Raw genomic sequence first — 17,169 nt, forward strand, 5'->3', positions numbered from 1 at the left:
GTGGCGCGGTCGGGCGCCCTCCCGGCGAGCGGCCGGGCTTTCGGCGGGCGGAAGCGCTGACGTCCGGGCCGGGGCCGATTAGGCTCGGTTGCCATGGAGCATGAGGTGTTCGTTCCGGTTCCCGTCCCGACCCTGCTGCGCACGCTGCGCGATCCCGCCCGGGTCGCCCGCTGTGTCCCCGGCCTCCAGCAGGACGCCGACGCGTCGGCGTCGCCCCTGGCGGGCCGGCTGAAGCTGCGGGCGGGCGGCCACACCATCACCTACCGGGGTGAGCTGCGGCTCACCGGCCCGGAGGTCCCCGGCGGTTCGGGCGGGCAGCGCTTCTCGGTGACCGGGCGGGGCGTCGAGGCCCGGGGGGCCGGCGCGGTCGAGCTGGCCCTGACCATCGGCCTCACGGAGGCGGACGGCGGGACGTCGCTCGCCTACAGCGGCACCGCGAGCGGGGACGGGCGGCTGGTCGAGCTGGAGGAGGGCGCGGCGCTCGCGGCTGCCCACCGGCTCCTGGACCGTTTCACCCAGCAGTTGGTGACGGAGTCGCTGGCGGTTCGGGACGAGGGTGTGGGCGAGGGCGAGGGCGCCGACGTGGAGAGCGACAGCGGGGACGGGGACGGGGCGGTGGTCGCCGAGGGGCTTGAGGGCGACGAGGACCCGGCCGATGGTGCCGGTGCCGGTGCCGGTGCCGGGGCCAAGGCGGAGGCCGGGTCGGAGGCGGAGGCCGGGCCTGATGCCGGCTCGGAGGCGGGGGCCGAGGCCGACGACTCCGGTGCGGCGGAGTCCGGGTCCGTGTTCGACTCGCCCGTGCCGCCGCCCTCGCTCGACCCCGTCGCCGGTGTGGAGTTCACCGTCCCGGACGAACCGCCCGCCGAGGCCGCGCACGCCCGCCGCACCATGATCGGGCGCAGCGCCGAGGAGGTCGACCACGCGCCTCCGCGGGGCCGCTATGCCCCTCTGCCCTCTCCGGAGGCGGGCGGTGCGAGCACCACCCTGCGGTGGGTCGCCCCCGCCGCCGCCCTCGCGCTCGCCTCCGCCGTGGTGCTGAGCCGGGCGTTGCGCCGCCGGAGGTAAGGGGCACCCGGAGGTGAGGGGCGCCCGGGGGTGAGGGGCACCCGAGGTGGTGGGTGCCGGAGGCGACGGGCGCCGCGGGCGGTGGCGGGCCAGTAGGGTCGTCGGGTGAGCAGGAGCGAAGAGAACGTCAGGCTGGCCGTCGGCGACGCCGAGTTGACCGTCGAACCCGTGCACGGCTGCCGGATCGGCAGCCTGCGCATCGGGGGCGTCGAACTGCTCCGCCAGGGCGAGCGGTACGGCTGCTTCCCGATGGTGCCCTGGTGCGGGCGCACCGGGAACGGGGAGTTCCGCAACGGCGACGAGCTGCACCGGTTGCCGCTGAACTCCCCGCCGCACGCCATCCACGGCACCGGCCGGGACACCTCCTGGCACACCGCCCACACGGCCGCCGACGCGGCCGAGGGCCGGGCGGCCTTCTACTACGACCTCGCCGAGCCCTGGCCGTACCCGGGCCGGGTGACACAGACCTTCGAGCTGACCGGGGACTCGCTGACGCTGGGTCTCGCCGTCGAGACGCACGGCAACTCCTTCCCGGCCCAGGCCGGCTGGCACCCGTGGTTCCACCGCACCATCGACGGCGTGGACGCCGTGCTGTCCTTCGACGCCGACTGGCAGGAGGAGCGCGGCGCGGACCATCTGCCCACCGGCCGTCGCATCGACCCCCTGCCCGGCCCGTGGGACGACTGCTTCGGCATGCCCGACGGCGTGGACGTGAAGCTCACCTGGCCGGAGCGGCTGGAGCTGGCGGTGAAGAGCCGCGGCGAGTGGGTGGTCGTCTACGACGAGGAGGACGAGGCCGTCTGCGTGGAGCCGCAATCCGGGCCGCCGAACGGGCTGAACACCGCGCCCCGGCTGGTGACCCTGATCGATCCGCTGGAGATCACGACGACCTGGAGCTGGACGCGGCCGGCCGGTCCCCGGCCGTAGGGCCGGCCCGCACCGCTTACCCTCGTGGACATGACTGACGTACGCGCTGACCTGCTCCAGCAGATCAAGGACAAGGCCGTGGTGCACGGCAAGGTGACCCTCTCCTCGGGTCTGGAAGCCGACTGGTACATCGACCTGCGCCGGATCACGCTGGACGGCAAGGCCGCGCCGCTGGTCGGCCAGGTCATGCTCGACGCCACCGCCGAGCTGGACTACGACTGCGTCGGCGGGCTGACCCTGGGCGCCGACCCGGTCGCCACCTCGATGCTGCACGCCTCCGCCGCCCGCGGTGAGAGCCTGGACGCGTTCGTCGTCCGCAAGGCGCAGAAGGCGCACGGCATGCAGCGCCGGATCGAGGGCGCGGAGGTGAAGGGCCGCCGCTGCCTGGTCGTCGAGGACACCTCGACGACGGGTGGTTCTCCGCTGACCGCCGTCGAGGCGGTGCGTGAGGCGGGCGGCGAGGTCGTCGCCGTCGCCGTGATCGTCGAGCGCGGAGCCGCCCCGGCCATCGCCGAGGCCGGTCTGCCGTATGTCCATGTCTACTCGGTGGCCGACCTCGACCTGGGCTGAGCCCGGGGCGGACGGTTTCACGTGAAACAGGGTCCGCCGAGTGGAGCCGGATGGCGCATCTGGGAAGATGGGGGCGACGATGACGTCGCCCCCAGGTCAGGGACTCAAAGCCTGCACACCCGCACATCCCAAGGAGCGGTCAGATGCCCATCGCAACCCCCGAGGCGTACGCCGAGATGCTCGACCGGGCAAAGGCGGGCAAGTTCGCCTACCCGGCCATCAACGTCACCTCGACGCAGACCCTGCACGCGGCCCTGCGCGGCTTCGCGGAGGCCGAGAGCGACGGCATCGTCCAGATCTCCACCGGTGGTGCGGAGTTCCTGGGCGGCCAGTACAACAAGGACATGGTCACGGGTGCGGTCGCCCTGGCCGAGTTCGCGCACATCGTCGCCGCGAAGTACGACGTCACCATCGCGCTGCACACCGACCACTGCCCCAAGGACAAGCTGGACGGTTACGTACGTCCGCTGCTCGACGTCTCCGCGGAGCGCGTCGCCAAGGGTCTGAACCCGCTGTTCCAGTCCCACATGTGGGACGGATCCGCCGAGACCCTCGCCGACAACCTGGCCATCGGCCAGGAGCTGCTGGCCAGGGCCGCCGCCGCCAAGATCATCCTCGAGGTCGAGATCACCCCGACCGGCGGTGAGGAGGACGGCGTCACGCACGAGATCAACGACGAGCTGTACACGACCGTCGACGACGCGCTGCGCACCGCCGAGGCGCTCGGCCTGGGCGAGAAGGGCCGCTACCTGCTGGCCGCCTCCTTCGGCAACGTCCACGGCGTCTACAAGCCGGGCAACGTCGTGCTCCGTCCCGAGCTGCTGAAGGACCTGCAGTCCGGCGTCTCCGAGAAGTACGGCAAGCCGGCCGGCAGCCAGCCGTTCGACTTCGTCTTCCACGGCGGATCGGGCTCCACCGCCGAGGAGATCGCCACCGCGCTGGAGAACGGCGTCGTGAAGATGAACCTCGACACCGACACCCAGTACGCCTTCACCCGTCCGGTCGTGGACCACGTGTTCCGCAACTACGCCGGTGTCCTGAAGGTCGACGGCGAGGTCGGCGACAAGAAGACCTACGACCCCCGTACCTGGGGCAAGGCCGCCGAGGCGGGCATGGCCAAGCGCGTCACCGAGGCGTGCGGGCACCTGCGCTCCACGGGTACGAAGCTGAAGTAGTCACCCGTCCGCACGGACGTACGGTGTCGGGCCCGGTCCTCCTTCAGGGGGCCGGGCCCGTTGCCGTACCAGGAGAGAGAAGAGGCCCCGCTGTGGGTGCGACGTACGATTTCGACACCGTTGTCGACCGCCGGGGCACCTGGTGTGTCCAGTGGGACGGGGTCGCGGACCGGTTCGGGGTCGACGGGCTGCTGCCGTTCACCATCTCCGACATGGACTTCGCCACGGCCCCCGAGGTGCTGGCCGCGCTCCGGGCCCGCCTGGAGCACGGGGTGTTCGGCTACACCACCTGGCAGCAGGACGAGTTCCGCTCGGCGATAGCCCACTGGTACGCGACCCGGCACGGCACCACGATCGACACCGGGCAGCTGGTCTACGGCCCGTCCGTGCTCAACCAGCTCTCCCAGCTGCTTCGGATGTGGACGGGGGAGGGGGACGGTGTCGTCGTCCACACCCCCACCTACGACGGCTTCCGCAAGGCGATCACCGGGCTCGGGCGCGAGCTGCGGGGGGTGCCGGTGGGGGACGAGGAGGCGCTGGAGCGCGAGCTGTCCCGGCCCGACGCGAAGGTCCTGGTGCTGTGCTCGCCCCACAACCCCACCGGGCGGGTGTGGACGCCCCGCGAGCTGGCCCGGACGGCGGAGCTCGCGGAGCGGCACGGGGTCGCCGTGATCAGCGACGAGATCCACGCCGACTTCGTGCACGAGGGGGAGGCGGGGCGCGTCCATGTGCCGTGGACGCGGGTGGCGGGCGCCGGGCGCTGGGCGCTCATCTCCTCCGGGTCGAAGGCGTTCAACTTTCCGGCGCTGACCGGTTCGTACGGGCTGATCGGCGATCCGGCCGACCGGGCGGAGTACCTGCGCCGGATGGAGACGGGGGAGGGGCTGGCGTCGCCGGCCGTGCTGTCGCTGACCGCGCACATCGCGGCGTACCGGGAGGGAGCGTCGTGGCTGGACGCGGTACGGGCGTATGTGGCGGGGAACCTGGGGTGCGTCGCGGAGCGGCTGGGCGAGGCCTTCCCCGAGCTGGGGTGGGCGCCGCCGCAGGCCGGTTACCTGGCCTGGATCGACCTGCGGCCGTTGGGGGTGGACGACGAGGCGTTGCAGCGGGTGCTGGTGGAGCGCGAAGGAGTGGCGATCATGGGGGGTTCCGTTTACGGGGCGCCCGGGTTCGTCCGGCTGAACGTGGGGTGTTCCCGGGAGAAGGCGGTGCGGGGGGTTTCGGCGTTGGTGCGGGCGGTGGGGGCCGTGCGGTAGCGGTGGTTCCGGGGGCTCTGCCCCCGCGCCCCCGTTGCGAGGGCTCTGCCCCCGCGCCCCCGCTCCTCAAACGCCGGAGAGGCTGGAGAAGCCGGAGCGGCTGGAGATGTGGGAAGGACTGGAGAAGCCGGAGGGGCTGGAGATGTGGGCCCCTGCCTTTGCGGCCCAGAAGCGGGCACACTGAGCCGCATGGCCTTTCTCGTGTTTCTGACGTTGCCCGGGTTGGTTATCCTGCTGACCGCCCTCGCCTTCCTCGATCAGCTTCTGCTGCGCGCCGGGCGTGCCGGGCTGTTGCCGTGGCGGAACAGTGCCCGGCAGGGGCAGATATCGGCGACCGGGTTCGAGCAGCTCCACGCGACCTTCTCGCCGGGCAAGCAGAGCGAGCTGAAGGAGCGGCAGTCCGCCCTGCTCCTGCGGGACGATGAGGAGGACGGGGCGCCGCCCCACCGGACCCGCGTCGATCTCGACGGTGGGACAGCGGTGGTGCGGCTCCCCCGGGCCGCGGGATAGCGGGCAGGCGTAGGGATCCGGTCCAGGCCCCGGCCCGGTCCAGGCCCCGGCCCCGGTGGCAGGGGGCGGGGTCAGACGGGATGCTGCTCCCATGGCTGCTGCCCCCGTGCCCGGAGAGATCCGGGTCGCCTCCTCCGCCGGGCGGTGGGTCGTCCTGACCACCGTGCTCGGATCCAGCATGGCGATGCTGGACTCCACGGTCATCAACGTGGCCCTGCCCCGCATCGGCGAGGATCTCGGCACCGACCTGGCCGCGCTCCAGTGGACCGTCAGCGCGTACATGCTCACGCTCGCCGGGCTGATCCTCCTCGGCGGGGCGCTCGGGGACCGGTACGGGCGGCGGCGGGTGTTCGTGGTGGGCGTGGTGTGGTTCGCGGGAGCCTCGCTGCTCTGCGGGATCGCGCCGAACGCGGGGGTCCTCATCGCCGCGCGGGCCCTTCAGGGCGTCGGCGGGGCGCTGCTCGCGCCGGGGTCGCTGGCGATCATCCAGGCGAGTTTCCATCCGGACGACCGGGCCCGGGCCGTGGGGCTCTGGTCCGGGTTCGGCGGGGTCGGGGCGGCCGTGGGGCCCTTCGTGGGCGGGTGGCTCGTCGACGGGCCCGGGTGGCGGTGGGTGTTCCTGCTCAATCTGCCGCTCGCCGCGATCTGCGTGCCCGTCGCGCTCCGGCACGTACCGGAGTCGCGGGATCCGGCGGCGCACGGCCGGTTCGACGTGCTGGGGGCCGCCCTCGGGGCGCTGGCCCTCGCCGGGGTGACGTACGCCCTGATCGAGGCCCCTGAGCAGGGCGCGTCGCCGGTGGTGATCGGGTCGGCCCTCGGCGGCCTGCTGCTGGGGGCCGCGTTCGTGGCGGTGGAGCGCCGGCGGGCGGACCCCATGCTGCCGCCGTCGATCTTCCGCTCCCGCCTGTTCACCTCGGTCAACGTGGTGACCTTCTGCGTCTACGCGGCCCTCGGCGGCTTCTTCTTCCTCTCCGCGATCCAGCTCCAGGTCGTCGCCGGGTACTCGGCTCTGGGGGCCGGTACCGCACTGCTGCCGACCACGGTCCTGATGCTGCTGTTCTCCGCCCGGTCGGGGGAGCTGGGGCGACGGATCGGGCCGCGTATCCCGCTCACGGTGGGGCCGCTGCTGGCCGCCGCCGGGATGCTCCTGATGCTGCGGGTGGGGCCCGGCACCCCGTCCGTCGGTTCGTACGTCAGCGAGGTGCTGCCCGCCGTGTCGGTGCTCGGCGTCGGGCTCGTCGTGGTCGTCGCGCCGCTCACCGCGACCGTCCTGGCCGCCGTGGACGCCGGGCGGGCGGGGCTGGCCAGCGGCATCAACAACGCCGCCGCGCGGGCCGCGGGGCTCATCGCGGTGGCCGCCCTTCCGCTGCTCGCCGGGATGGGGCCCGAGGCGTACCGGGACGCGGGCGAGTTCGCCGCGACCTTCCGTCGGGCGATGCCGATGTGCGCCGGGCTGCTGGTGGCCGGCGCGGCCATCGCCTGGTGGACGGTGCGCGCCCCGGCCGCCACCGCGGTCCGGAGCGAGCGGCCCGCGTGCGCGGTGCACTGCCCGGTCGCCGCCCCGCCGCTGGAGCCCCAGGGGGTGTCCGACGCCGAGCGGTGACCCCTCACCCCGGAGAGGGGTCCGAAGCCCGTGCGAACGCGCTGGGCCACGGGGACGGGGCGCGCGGTGCCGCCGGGCCGTCGCGGGAGGCACACTTGAGCCATGTCCATCCACGAGAACCTGCTCGGCGGCCCCGCCGCGACCCACCTCCCCGACGACCCCGAGCCGCGCGAGCTGCTCGCCGCCGGCACCCCGCCCACCGAGGTCGCCGCGAAGTACCCCACCTCCTCGCTCGCCTGGGCGCAGCTCGCCGACGAGGCGTTCGAGGGCGGCCGGGTCGTCGAGTCGTACGCGTACGCCCGTACCGGCTACCACCGCGGCCTCGACTCCCTGCGCCGGGCCGGCTGGAAGGGCCACGGCCCCGTCCCGTTCGAGCACGAGCCGAACCGCGGCTTCCTGCGCGCCCTGCACGCCCTGGCGCGGGCCGCCGGCTCGATCGGCGAGACCGAGGAGCACGAGCGCTGCTCGACGTTCCTGCGGGACTCCTCGCCGACCGCGGCCGACATTCTGAGCTGACCCCGGGCATATGCTCCCGAGCCGGGCCCGCCGCCCACGTGGCGCGGGTCCGGCTTAGTATGCGAGCAGGGGACCGGAGCTCCATCACCTCACGGAAGGGGCGGACCGCTACCCGGAAGCTCGTGTCGAGGAGACAGAAATGTCGACGAATCACCCCGGCCCCGAAGCCACCGGTGCGGACACCCCGCACCTGGACTTCGCGGGAACGACTCCGTACGAGGACTATGTCCGGGCGGATGTCCTGACCCATCTCCAGCACCTGCGTTCGGACGATCCCGGCGAGATGGTCTTCCTGGTCACCACCCAGGTCATGGAGCTGTGGTTCACGGTCATCGTCCATGAGTGGGAGACCGCGACCCGCGCTCTGCGCGAGGACCGCATACCCGTCGCGCGCGATGCCCTGAAGCGTTCCCTGCGCGAGCTGGAGGCGCTCAACGAGTCCTGGCGGCCGCTGGCCGGACTCACCCCCGCCCAGTTCAACTCCTACCGGGGATCCCTCGGCGAGGGCTCCGGGTTCCAGTCCGCGATGTACCGGCGGATGGAGTTCCTGCTCGGCGACAAGTCCGCCTCCATGCTGGTGCCGCACCGGGGCGCGCCCCGCGTGTACGCCGAGCTGGAGAAGGCGCTCGGGGAGCCCAGCCTGTACGACGAGACGCTCGCCCTGCTGGCCCGGCGTGGCTATGCCATCCCCGAGGCGGTCACCGGCCGCGACCTGACCCGGCGGTACGAGCCGTCGCCCGAGGTCGAGGCCGTGTGGGCCCGGATCTACGCTTCCGACGACCAGAACGACGAGCTGGTGCGCCTCGGCGAGCTGCTCACCGACGTCGGCGAGCTCGTCTGGCGCTGGCGCAACGACCACCTCGTCGCCACCCGGCGCGCGATGGGCTCCAAGACCGGCACCGGCGGTTCCGCCGGGGTGGCGTGGCTGGAGAAGCGCGCCACGAAGAACGTGTTCCCCGAGCTGTGGACGGCGCGCAGCCATGTCTGAGACCACCCGCACCACCCCGCGCGCGGACCTTCGGGAGCGTGCGCTCATCCTCGACGCCGCCGATCCGCTCGCCGCGCGGCGGGGGCTCTTCGCGCTCGACGACGGCGTCTACCTCGACGGCAACTCGCTGGGCGCGCTGCCCGTCCACGTACCCGCCCGGGTGCAGGACGTCCTCACCCGCCAGTGGGGCGAGCTGCGCATCCGGTCCTGGGACGAGAGCGGCTGGTGGACCGCGCCCGAGCGGATCGGCGACCGGATCGCCCCGCTCGTCGGCGCCGCCGCCGGGCAGATCGTCGTCGGTGACTCGACCAGCGTGAATATCTTCAAGGCCGTCGTCGCCGCGGGCCGGCTCGCGGGGGAGGGACGCGACGAGATCCTGGTTGACGCCACGACCTTTCCCACGGACGGGTACATCGCCTCCGCCGCCGCCCGGCTCACCGGCCACCGGATCGTGCCCGTCGCGCCCGCCGACGTGCCGGCCGCCCTCGGTCCGCGTACCGCCGCCGTGCTGCTCAACCACGTCGACTACCGCTCCGGCCGGCTGCACGACCTGCCCGGACTGACGGCCGCCGTGCACGCGGCGGGGGCGGTCGTGGTGTGGGACCTCTGCCACAGCGCCGGCGCGCTGCCCGTCGGTCTGGACGAGCACGGGGTGGACCTGGCGGTCGGCTGCACCTACAAGTACCTGAACGGCGGCCCCGGTTCGCCCGCCTATCTGTACGTCGCCGAGCGCCACCAGGCCGCCTTCGACTCGCCGCTGCCGGGCTGGAACTCGCACGCCGACCCGTTCGGCATGACCCCCGACTACGCCCCGGCGGACGGTTGTGTACGGGGCCGGGTCGGCACCCCCGACATCGTCTCCATGCTGACGCTGGAGGCGGCGCTGGATGTGTGGGACGGGGTGTCCGTCGACGTGGTGCGGGCCAAGTCCCTCGCCCTGACGGACTTCTTCCTGGAGTGCGTCGAGGCGTACGCCCCCGCGGGCCGGGTCACCTCCGTCACCCCGGCCGCGCACGCCGAACGCGGCAGCCAGGTCGCCCTGCGCTGCGACGGGGCGGAGCCCGTGATGCGCCGGCTGATCGAGCGGGGCGTCGTCGGCGATCTGCGGCGGCCGGACGTGCTGCGGTTCGGCTTCACCCCGCTGTACGTGGGATTCGCCGACGCGGAACGGGCGGCGCGGACGCTCGCCGAGGTGCTCGCCGGCGATACCGTCGGCTGACGGGTCGTCACGCTCTGTTCGACCGGGCGGGGACGGTGCCGAGTGCTGGTACCGTCCCCGCAGGTCAACCCAGTTGGGCAAGAGCACAGGCACAGGCCACAGGCATAGGACGGTTGAGCAGCATGTCGGATTCTGCCGCGCGTGATCGGGACGTCGCCGAGACGGAGTCGGCGTTCGCGCATCCGGCGGTCGCGCCCGACCGGTCCGCCGCCTACGGGGACCACCCCGACCAGGTCATCGACTTCTACGCGCCGCGCGACGGCCGCACCGGCGCCCCGCTCGTCGTCCTCCTGCACGGCGGCGCCTGGCGGACCCCGTACGACCGGGCCCATGTCTCCCCGCTCGCGGACTTCCTGGCCCGCCGGGGCTTCGCGGTGGCGAGCGTGGAGTACCGGCGCGGCGGCGACGACATCCCGCAGCAGCGCGGCGGCGGGGAGAACGCCCGGCCGGGCGGAGCCGACCCCGTCGCGGGGCGCTGGCCGGAGACCTTCGACGACGTGGCCGCGGCGATGGACGCGATGCCGGTGCTGGCCGCCCGCGAGCTGCCCGGGGCCGATGTGCGGCGGATCGTGGTCACCGGGCACTCGGCGGGCGGGCACCTCGCCCTGTGGGCGGCGGCGCGGCACGTCCTGCCCGAGGGGTCGCCGTGGCGACTGCCCGCCCCGCCGCCGCTGCGCGGGGTCGTCGCCCTGGCCCCGATCGCGGACTTCGAGGTGGCGGCCGAGCTGGGGGTGTGCGGTGGTGCGGTCGCTCAACTCCTGGGCAGCGGAACCGACGTCGAGGAGCGGGCGGCGCACGCGGACCCCGGGGTGCTGCTGCCGACCGGGATCGCCACCGCGATCGTTCAGGGCGTCGAGGACATCGTCGTCCCGCAGGCCGTCTCCGAGGCGTACGTCGACGCGGCGGCCAGGTCCGGCGAGATGGTGGGGCTGACGCTGCTCGGTGGCGTCGGGCACTTCCCGCTGATCGATCCGGCCGCCGACGCCTGCGCCGTCGTGGCCGAGGAGATCACCCAGCTCGCCTGGTGAGCCGGTGGCCCGGGGCCGGTTGTCCGGCGGGCGGTCGTCCGGAGTCGGTTGTCCGGCGGGCGGTCGTCCGGAGTCGGTCGTCCGGAGTCGGTCGTGCGGCGGGCGGGCGGTCGTGCGGCGGGCGGGCGGTCGTGCGGCGGGCGGTCAGCCGGGCCGGTCAGCCGGGCGGGCGCAGTTGCGGACGGAAGGTGTCCGCAAGGGTCTCTACGTTGGTCCTGTTGCCGCTCAGACGGAGTCGGAACCGACGAAGGAGACCTCATGACGATCCTGGTGACCGGAGCCACGGGAACGGTCGGCCGCCGCGTGGTCGAGCAGCTGCTGGAGCGCGGCGAGCACGTCCGGGCCCTGACCCGCGACCCGGCGCGGGCGGAGTTCCCGGACGGGGTCGACGTCGTCCTCGGCGACCTCACCGACCCGGCGTCGCTGGGCCCCGCGCTGGACGGGGTGAGCGGGCTGCACCTCATCACCTTCGGCGGCGAGTACTTCGCCCCGCTGGAGACCGGTGAGGAGATCCTCGCCCTGGCCCGGAAGGCCGGCGTGCGCCGGGTGACCGTGCTGCACGGCGGCGAGGCCACCTTGATGGAGACGGCGGTGCGCGCGAGTGACTTCGCCTGGACCGTCGTGATGCCGGTGGAGTTCATGGCGAACGCCCTGGAGTGGGCGCCCGGCATCAGGAGTGAGGGCGTGGTGCGCGAGCCCTTCGTCGGCAGGCTGAGCGCGATGGTCCACGAGGCGGACATCGGGGCGGTGGCGGCGACCGCCCTCACCGAGGACGGCCACGGCGGTAAGGAGTACCTGATCACCGGCCCGCAGGCGCTGACCGTCGGCGACAGGACGGCGATCGTCGCGGCGGCGCGGGGAGCGGCCGTCGAGCTGGTCGAGCTGACCGAGGAGCAGGCGCTGGAGAACTGGCGGGGCCAGGGCATGCCGGAGGACGTGATCGCGTTCCTGATCGACGTCTACCGGGACACCCCGCCGGAGGGCCGGACCGTGACCGACACGGTGGAGAAGGTCACCGGGCGGCCCGCACGGACCTTCGCGCAGTGGGCCCAGGAGCACGCGACCCACTTCCGCGCGGCGGCCTGAAGGCTGCCACCAGGGGTTTTTGGCCCCTGACGCGGTACGGCGGAGGCGGGTAGTCCTTGAGATGGACGCCCCGGAATCCGTAGCGATGCTGACGACCCGCCGTCCGCCGCCGCCTACCGTGGAAGCGTGACCGAGACCCAGACAAAAACCAGTAGCCCGGAGTTCCGGGCGGCCGCAGGGGCGATGGACGGCCTGCGGAACGACCTCCTGCGCCAGGTGTTCGCCTACCGCCCCCTGCCCCCGCTCAACCCCGACGGACGGATCGTCCGGCGGCTGCCCGAGGGGGTGCGCGGGTTCGTCGTGTGGGCCCCGCACGCCCTGGTGCTGTTCGCCGCCTTCCTCGTGATGATGGCCGGGTTCAGCGAGTGGGAGTTCCGCCTGCTGATGGGCCTGGTGCCCGCGATCCCGGTCGCGATGACCCTCGTGCGGCCGGTCGCCGCGTTCTGGGCCTCGATCCTGGCGACCGTCTTCTGCGCCGTGCTGGGCAGCGAGGGGCTGTGGGGACCGAGTGCGTTCATGGCCCAGATCGTGGTCCTGGTGGTCGTCGCCGCCCGGACCCGGCCCCGTACGGCCGCCTGGATGTGGCTGCTGACCCTGCTGTTCGGGGTGTTTCTGGAGGGCGGCGACCCGTCGATCACCGCGCCCGTGGTGACGCTGTCCGCCTTCGCGCTGCTCATCGTCGCCGTGGTCCAGATCCGGCGCGACGCCGAGCGCGAGGTCACGGTGCAGCGCACCGTCACCGCCGTCGAGCGCGACCGGCGCACCCTGCTGGAGGAGCGCACCACCATCGCCCGGGAGCTGCACGACGTGGTGGCCCACCACATGTCGGTCGTCGCGATCCAGGCCGAGGCCGCCCCCTACCGGGTCGAGAACCCGCCGCCCGAGCTGGAGCAGGCCTTCGTCACCATCCGGGAGAACGCCGTGGCCGCCCTCACCGAGCTGCGCCGCGTCCTCGGGGTCGTCCGGGCGGAGGACTACGAGGCCCCGAACGCCCCGCAGCCCACCCTCGCCGCGCTCGACGGGCTCCTGGACAACGTCCGCGAGACGGGCCTGGAGACGGAGAAGGTGATCACCGGGGCCGTCCGCGAGCTGCCGCAGGGCGTCGAGCTGTCGGCGTACCGGATCGTCCAGGAGGCCCTGAGCAACAGCCTGCGGCACGCGCCGGGCGCCTCCGCCCGGGTCGAGCTCGGCTACGTCCTCGGCGGACTCGGGCTGCGCGTGGTCAACGGACCCCCGCGCGGCCCGGTCAAGCCCTCGCCGGGGGCCGGGCACGGGATCACCGGGATGCGGGAGCGGGTCGCGATGCTGAACGGCGGGATGACGGCCGGGGCGACCGAGGACGGCGGGTACGAGATCGCCGTGTTCCTCCCCGTACCACCGGCGGACGAGCCGGAGGCGCGGGAGACGGCCGGCGGCGCGGCGGCCACGACGGGCGACGCGGACACGGTCGTCCTCGAACGGGGCGGCGGCGCATGAGCGACACCGACATCCGGGTCCTGATCGTCGACGACCAGATGATGGTCCGGGAGGGCTTCTCGGTCCTGCTCAACGCGATGCCGGGGATCACCGTCGTGGGCGAGGCGGTCGACGGGCGTCAGGCCCTCGCCCAGGTCACCGCCCTGCGCCCGGACGTGGTCCTGATGGACATCCGCATGCCGGAGATGAACGGCATCGAGGCGACCCGCGAGATCGTCGCGCGGGACGCCGACGCGAAGGTGCTGGTGCTGACCACCTTCGACCTCGACGAGTACGTCTACCAGGCGCTGCGGGCCGGGGCCTCGGGCTTCCTCCTCAAGGACGCCTCCGCCCGGCAGCTCGCCGACGGGGTACGGGTGGTGGCCTCGGGCGAGGCGCTGCTCGCCCCGACGGTGACCCGGCGGCTGATCAACGAGTTCTCCAAGCTCGCGGAGGCCCCGCGCGCGCCCGCCCTGGCCCGGATAGGCGATCTCACCGAACGCGAGACGGAGGTGCTCGTCCTGATCGCGCAGGGGCTCTCCAACGCGGAGATCGCCTCGCACCTGATCGTCGCCGAGTCCACGATCAAGACGCACGTCAGCCGCATCCTGGTGAAGCTGGGGCTGCGCGACCGGACCCAGGCGGCGGTGTTCGCGTACGAGGCGCGGCTGGTCACGCCGGGGTAGCGCCCCTTTGCGGTGGCGGCGGGCGGTCCGGGGAGACCCGGGCGGGGACACCTCTTGCGGTGGCGGCGGGCGGTCCGGGGAGACCCGGGCGGGGACACCTCTTGCGGTGGCGGCGGGCGCGGGTAGCGTCGGGTCATGCACGTGTCCTTCGACCCCTGGTCGCCCGCGTTCGTCGCCGATCCCTACCCCGCCTACACCGCGCTGCGCGCCGCCGGCCGGGCGCACTGGTTCGAGCCGACGGGGCAGTGGCTGATCCCGCACCACTCCGACGTGTCGGCCCTGCTGCGCGACCGGCGCCTCGGCCGGACGTATCTGCACCGTTTCAGCCACGAGGAGTTCGGCCGCACCCCGCCGCCCGCCGCGCACGAGCCGTTCACCACGCTCAACGGGCAGGGCATCCTCGATCTTGAGGCCCCCAGCCACCCCCGGATCCGGCGGCTGATCTCCCAGGCGTTCACCCCGCGTACGGTCGAGAACCTCGCCCCGACCGTACGGCGGCTGGCGGCGGAGCTGGTCGACGCGTTCGTGGCGAAGGGCGGCGGCGATCTTCTCGCGGAGGTCGCGGAGCCGCTGCCGGTCGCCGTGATCGCGGAGATGCTGGGGGTTCCGGAGGCGGACCGGGGCCTGCTGCGGCCCTGGTCGGCGGCGATCTGCGGAATGTTCGAACTGAACCCCACGGAGGAGACGGCCCAGGCCGCCGTCCGCGCCTCCGTCGACTTCTCCGCGTATCTGCGCGGGCTCATCGCCGAGCGGCGCGCGCATCCCGGCGAGGACCTGATCTCGGCGCTCATCGCCGCCCACGACGAGGGCGAGCGACTGACCGAGCAGGAGATGATCTCGACCTGTGTGCTCCTGCTGAACGCGGGCCACGAGGCGACGGTCAACACCGGCGTGAACGGCTGGCGCACGCTCTTCCACCACCCGGAGCAGCTGGCCGCCCTGCGCGCCGCCCCCGCGCTGCTGTCCGGCGCGATCGAGGAACTCCTGCGCTACGACACCCCGTTGCAGATGTTCGAGCGCTGGGTGCTCGACGACATCGAGATCGGCGGCCAGCGGATCGGGCGGGGCGCGGAGGTGGCGCTGCTGTTCGGCTCGGCCAACCGGGACCCGGAGCGGTTCGCGCGCCCGGACACGCTGGACCTGTCCCGGGAGGACAACCCGCACATCGCCTTCGGCGCGGGCATCCACTTCTGCCTGGGCGCCCCGCTGGCCCGGCTGGAGCTGGCCGCCTCCTTCGGGGAGCTGCTCCGCAAGGCGCCCGCGCTGCGGATGACGGCCGAGCCGGAGTGGCGGCCGGGGTATGTGATCCGGGGGCTGAAGGAGCTGCGGGTGGAGGTGTAGGCGGGCCGCCTCAGCAGGGCGGGTCGCCTCAGCAGGGCGAGCCGCAGTCCCGCAGCGCCTGCGGAGGGGCCAGGACGTCGAGGCCGAGACCGAGGGCGGTGAGTCCCGCGACGGTCGCCAGCAGCCCGAGCGCCGGCCGCCACCGGCCCCGTACGACGGCGAGGACGGCCAAGGCGGCGGCGGTCCCGCCGAGGACCATGACGGGCAGTCCGAGCCAGAGGACGACCGGGTTGGTCTCACCCTCGAACCCGCCGGACAGAGCTCTCCTGCCGTACGGCAACCAGGCCGCGAGGCCCACGAGTGGGCCGAGCGCGGCGGTCAGGCAGCCGACGGTCCCGGCGCGGGCTTCGCGCCGCGCGTCGAGGGTGTCCTTCCGGGTCTCCATGACCGGGGGGACGCGGCGGGGTGCGGGCCCGGTTCCGTCTCCGCTTCCGGGGGCGTCGCTCCCGGACCCCCGGCTCCTCAAAGGCCGGAGGAGCTGGAAACGGGGCCTCACGCCGTCTGCGGGCCCCGGTATTCACGTCAGCGGGTACGACGACCTGCCCGACGCCTCGTCGATCTCGCCGTGCGCCTTGGTCAGCAGTTTCATCGCCAGTTCGTTGAGCGCTCTGGCCCCCGCGATCTCCTCGCCGACCCGCTGCTGGTCGGTGTCCGAGGGATGGCGGCTGGCGTAGCCGTGGGCGCGTACCTCTGTTCCGTCGGAGAGGCGGACGAGCGCCGCCGCGCGGGTGCGATGGGTGTCCTCCTCGAATTCGAGCTCGATGTGCCATCCGACAGCGATCCTGGTCATGACGGTCACCTCCGGGACGTCTCGGGCCGTCTTCTACCAGCGTGCGCCCGCCGCCTCGTCCGCGCCCGCCGGGCCCGGCAGCATCAGCCCCCAGGCGCCCGCCCGGACCGTCCAGGTCCGGGTGCGCACCGGCCCCCCGGTCTGTATGTCCGCCCGGTAGCGGAAGTCCGCGCCGGAGACCGTGACGGCCTTGGCCTCCGCCGTGACGTCCTCGCCGGCGGCGGTGCGGACGACGACGTCGGCCAGGCCCCCGCCGCCCTGGGAGGTCACCTGGACGCCCCGTACCGGCGTGTCCAGGTCGCTCAGCAGCACCCCGTCCGCCTCGATGCGCAGCCGGTGTGTGCCCGCGTACGTGGAGGCGGCGACCGGGGCCGGGCGGACCAGGGACGTCATCAGCGAGCGGCAGGTGTCCCAGACGGCCGTGACGCCCGTGGGCGGGCCCCCGTGGGCGGGCGGCGCCGGGGCGGGGATGCGCAGCCGGCCGAGGACGACACCGTCGCTGTCGTCGACCAGGAGGTCCAGGCGTCGCACCGCGCCGTCCAGCGCGGTCCGCGCCGCCGCCACCGCGCCCCGGGGGACGCCGAGGGCGTGGGCCACCTCCAGGGTGTGCGCCGCGCCGACGGGGATGAGGGAGAGGACGCCGTCGGCCAGTTCCCGTTCGCGGTGGAGCTGGGCCACCGCGCGCAGCAGCGCGTGGTCGTCGCCGACCACCACGGGCCTGCGCGAACCCCGCCGGGACAGGGCCCGCGCGAACTCCTCGGGGGTGTCGGGAAGGCAGATCTTGGCGTGCGCGCCGGCGCTCAGCACGTCCTTGGCGATACGGACGGATTCGCCGTCGGTCCGGCGGGCGACCGGGTCGATGACCACCAGGAGCTGGTCGTCGCCGTCGCCGGGGGGCTCTGCAGCCGACACCTCGGTCCTTCCTCGGGTAGCATCTTGGTGCAAGAGCCCCTT

Annotated in this window: 18 protein-coding genes; 15 read left to right on the top strand and 3 right to left on the bottom strand. The window is 73.7% G+C overall.

Features of this window, described 5'->3' with window-relative positions; translation table 11 throughout:
* Positions 1 to 93: 93 nt before the first annotated feature.
* The 15 genes from ACZ60Q_RS09250 to ACZ60Q_RS09320 all read left to right on the top strand — a co-directional run bounded on the left by ACZ60Q_RS09250 (position 94) and on the right by ACZ60Q_RS09320 (position 15,425).
* Entirely contained in the window at positions 94 to 1,065 is a 972-nt protein-coding gene (locus ACZ60Q_RS09250; protein WP_469630587.1) for an SRPBCC domain-containing protein, read from the top strand.
* Between the two features lie 105 nt (positions 1,066 to 1,170).
* Positions 1,171 to 1,992 carry an aldose epimerase family protein gene (locus ACZ60Q_RS09255; RefSeq protein ID WP_469630590.1) on the top strand — a complete coding sequence of 274 codons (822 nt, stop codon included), beginning with the start codon at positions 1,171 to 1,173 and terminating at the stop codon, positions 1,990 to 1,992.
* Between the two features lie 30 nt (positions 1,993 to 2,022).
* On the top strand, positions 2,023 to 2,562 hold the full coding sequence (gene pyrE, locus ACZ60Q_RS09260) for an orotate phosphoribosyltransferase (protein ID WP_469630593.1): 540 nt from the start codon (positions 2,023 to 2,025) through the stop codon (positions 2,560 to 2,562).
* A 143-nt stretch (positions 2,563 to 2,705) separates the two neighbouring features.
* On the top strand, positions 2,706 to 3,737 hold the full coding sequence (fbaA, locus tag ACZ60Q_RS09265) for a class II fructose-bisphosphate aldolase (protein ID WP_469630596.1): 1,032 nt from the start codon (positions 2,706 to 2,708) through the stop codon (positions 3,735 to 3,737).
* A 92-nt stretch (positions 3,738 to 3,829) separates the two neighbouring features.
* Positions 3,830 to 4,993, top strand: coding sequence for a MalY/PatB family protein (locus ACZ60Q_RS09270; RefSeq protein WP_469630599.1), 1,164 nt, complete (start codon positions 3,830 to 3,832; stop codon positions 4,991 to 4,993).
* 189 nt (positions 4,994 to 5,182) lie between these two features.
* Entirely contained in the window at positions 5,183 to 5,503 is a 321-nt protein-coding gene (locus ACZ60Q_RS09275; RefSeq protein WP_469630602.1) for a DUF6191 domain-containing protein, read from the top strand.
* 91 nt (positions 5,504 to 5,594) lie between these two features.
* Positions 5,595 to 7,106, top strand: a complete 1,512-nt coding sequence (locus tag ACZ60Q_RS09280) for an MFS transporter (RefSeq protein WP_469630605.1) — start codon at positions 5,595 to 5,597, stop codon at positions 7,104 to 7,106.
* Positions 7,107 to 7,208: 102 nt separating this feature from the next.
* Positions 7,209 to 7,622: a DUF3151 domain-containing protein gene (locus ACZ60Q_RS09285; protein WP_469630608.1), complete on the top strand. Its 414-nt coding sequence runs from the start codon at positions 7,209 to 7,211 to the stop codon at positions 7,620 to 7,622.
* Between the two features lie 139 nt (positions 7,623 to 7,761).
* On the top strand, positions 7,762 to 8,610 hold the full coding sequence (locus ACZ60Q_RS09290; protein WP_469630611.1) for a tryptophan 2,3-dioxygenase family protein: 849 nt from the start codon (positions 7,762 to 7,764) through the stop codon (positions 8,608 to 8,610).
* Positions 8,603 to 9,829 (top strand): kynureninase, encoded by a 1,227-nt coding sequence (gene kynU, locus ACZ60Q_RS09295; RefSeq protein ID WP_469630614.1) that lies wholly within the window; start codon positions 8,603 to 8,605, stop codon positions 9,827 to 9,829. The genes ACZ60Q_RS09290 and kynU overlap by 8 nt, the downstream gene beginning before the upstream one ends.
* A 122-nt stretch (positions 9,830 to 9,951) precedes the next feature.
* Complete coding sequence (locus tag ACZ60Q_RS09300; RefSeq protein ID WP_469630617.1) at positions 9,952 to 10,857, top strand: alpha/beta hydrolase; 906 nt, start codon at positions 9,952 to 9,954, stop codon at positions 10,855 to 10,857.
* Between the two features lie 258 nt (positions 10,858 to 11,115).
* Positions 11,116 to 11,943 carry an NAD(P)H-binding protein gene (locus ACZ60Q_RS09305; RefSeq protein WP_469630620.1) on the top strand — a complete coding sequence of 276 codons (828 nt, stop codon included), beginning with the start codon at positions 11,116 to 11,118 and terminating at the stop codon, positions 11,941 to 11,943.
* A gap of 126 nt (positions 11,944 to 12,069) precedes the next feature.
* On the top strand, positions 12,070 to 13,419 hold the full coding sequence (locus ACZ60Q_RS09310) for a sensor histidine kinase (RefSeq protein WP_469630623.1): 1,350 nt from the start codon (positions 12,070 to 12,072) through the stop codon (positions 13,417 to 13,419).
* Positions 13,416 to 14,084, top strand: a complete 669-nt coding sequence (locus ACZ60Q_RS09315; protein WP_469630626.1) for a response regulator — start codon at positions 13,416 to 13,418, stop codon at positions 14,082 to 14,084. The genes ACZ60Q_RS09310 and ACZ60Q_RS09315 overlap by 4 nt, the downstream gene beginning before the upstream one ends.
* 135 nt (positions 14,085 to 14,219) lie before the next feature.
* Positions 14,220 to 15,425, top strand: a complete 1,206-nt coding sequence (locus ACZ60Q_RS09320; protein ID WP_469630628.1) for a cytochrome P450 — start codon at positions 14,220 to 14,222, stop codon at positions 15,423 to 15,425.
* Between the two features lie 28 nt (positions 15,426 to 15,453).
* Here ACZ60Q_RS09320 and ACZ60Q_RS09325 read toward each other — a convergent pair whose 3' ends face one another.
* The 3 genes from ACZ60Q_RS09325 to ACZ60Q_RS09335 form a co-directional block, all read right to left on the bottom strand.
* Positions 15,454 to 15,810: a hypothetical protein gene (locus ACZ60Q_RS09325; protein WP_469630631.1), complete on the bottom strand. Its 357-nt coding sequence runs from the start codon at positions 15,808 to 15,810 to the stop codon at positions 15,454 to 15,456.
* A gap of 132 nt (positions 15,811 to 15,942) precedes the next feature.
* Entirely contained in the window at positions 15,943 to 16,215 is a 273-nt protein-coding gene (locus tag ACZ60Q_RS09330) for a DUF1876 domain-containing protein (RefSeq protein WP_469630634.1), read from the bottom strand.
* 33 nt (positions 16,216 to 16,248) lie between these two features.
* Positions 16,249 to 17,127, bottom strand: a complete 879-nt coding sequence (locus ACZ60Q_RS09335) for a diacylglycerol kinase family protein (protein WP_469630637.1) — start codon at positions 17,125 to 17,127, stop codon at positions 16,249 to 16,251.
* Between the last annotated feature and the right edge of the window lie 42 nt (positions 17,128 to 17,169).

The sequence above is a fragment of the Streptomyces sp. NPDC104313 genome (assembly GCF_055583985.1).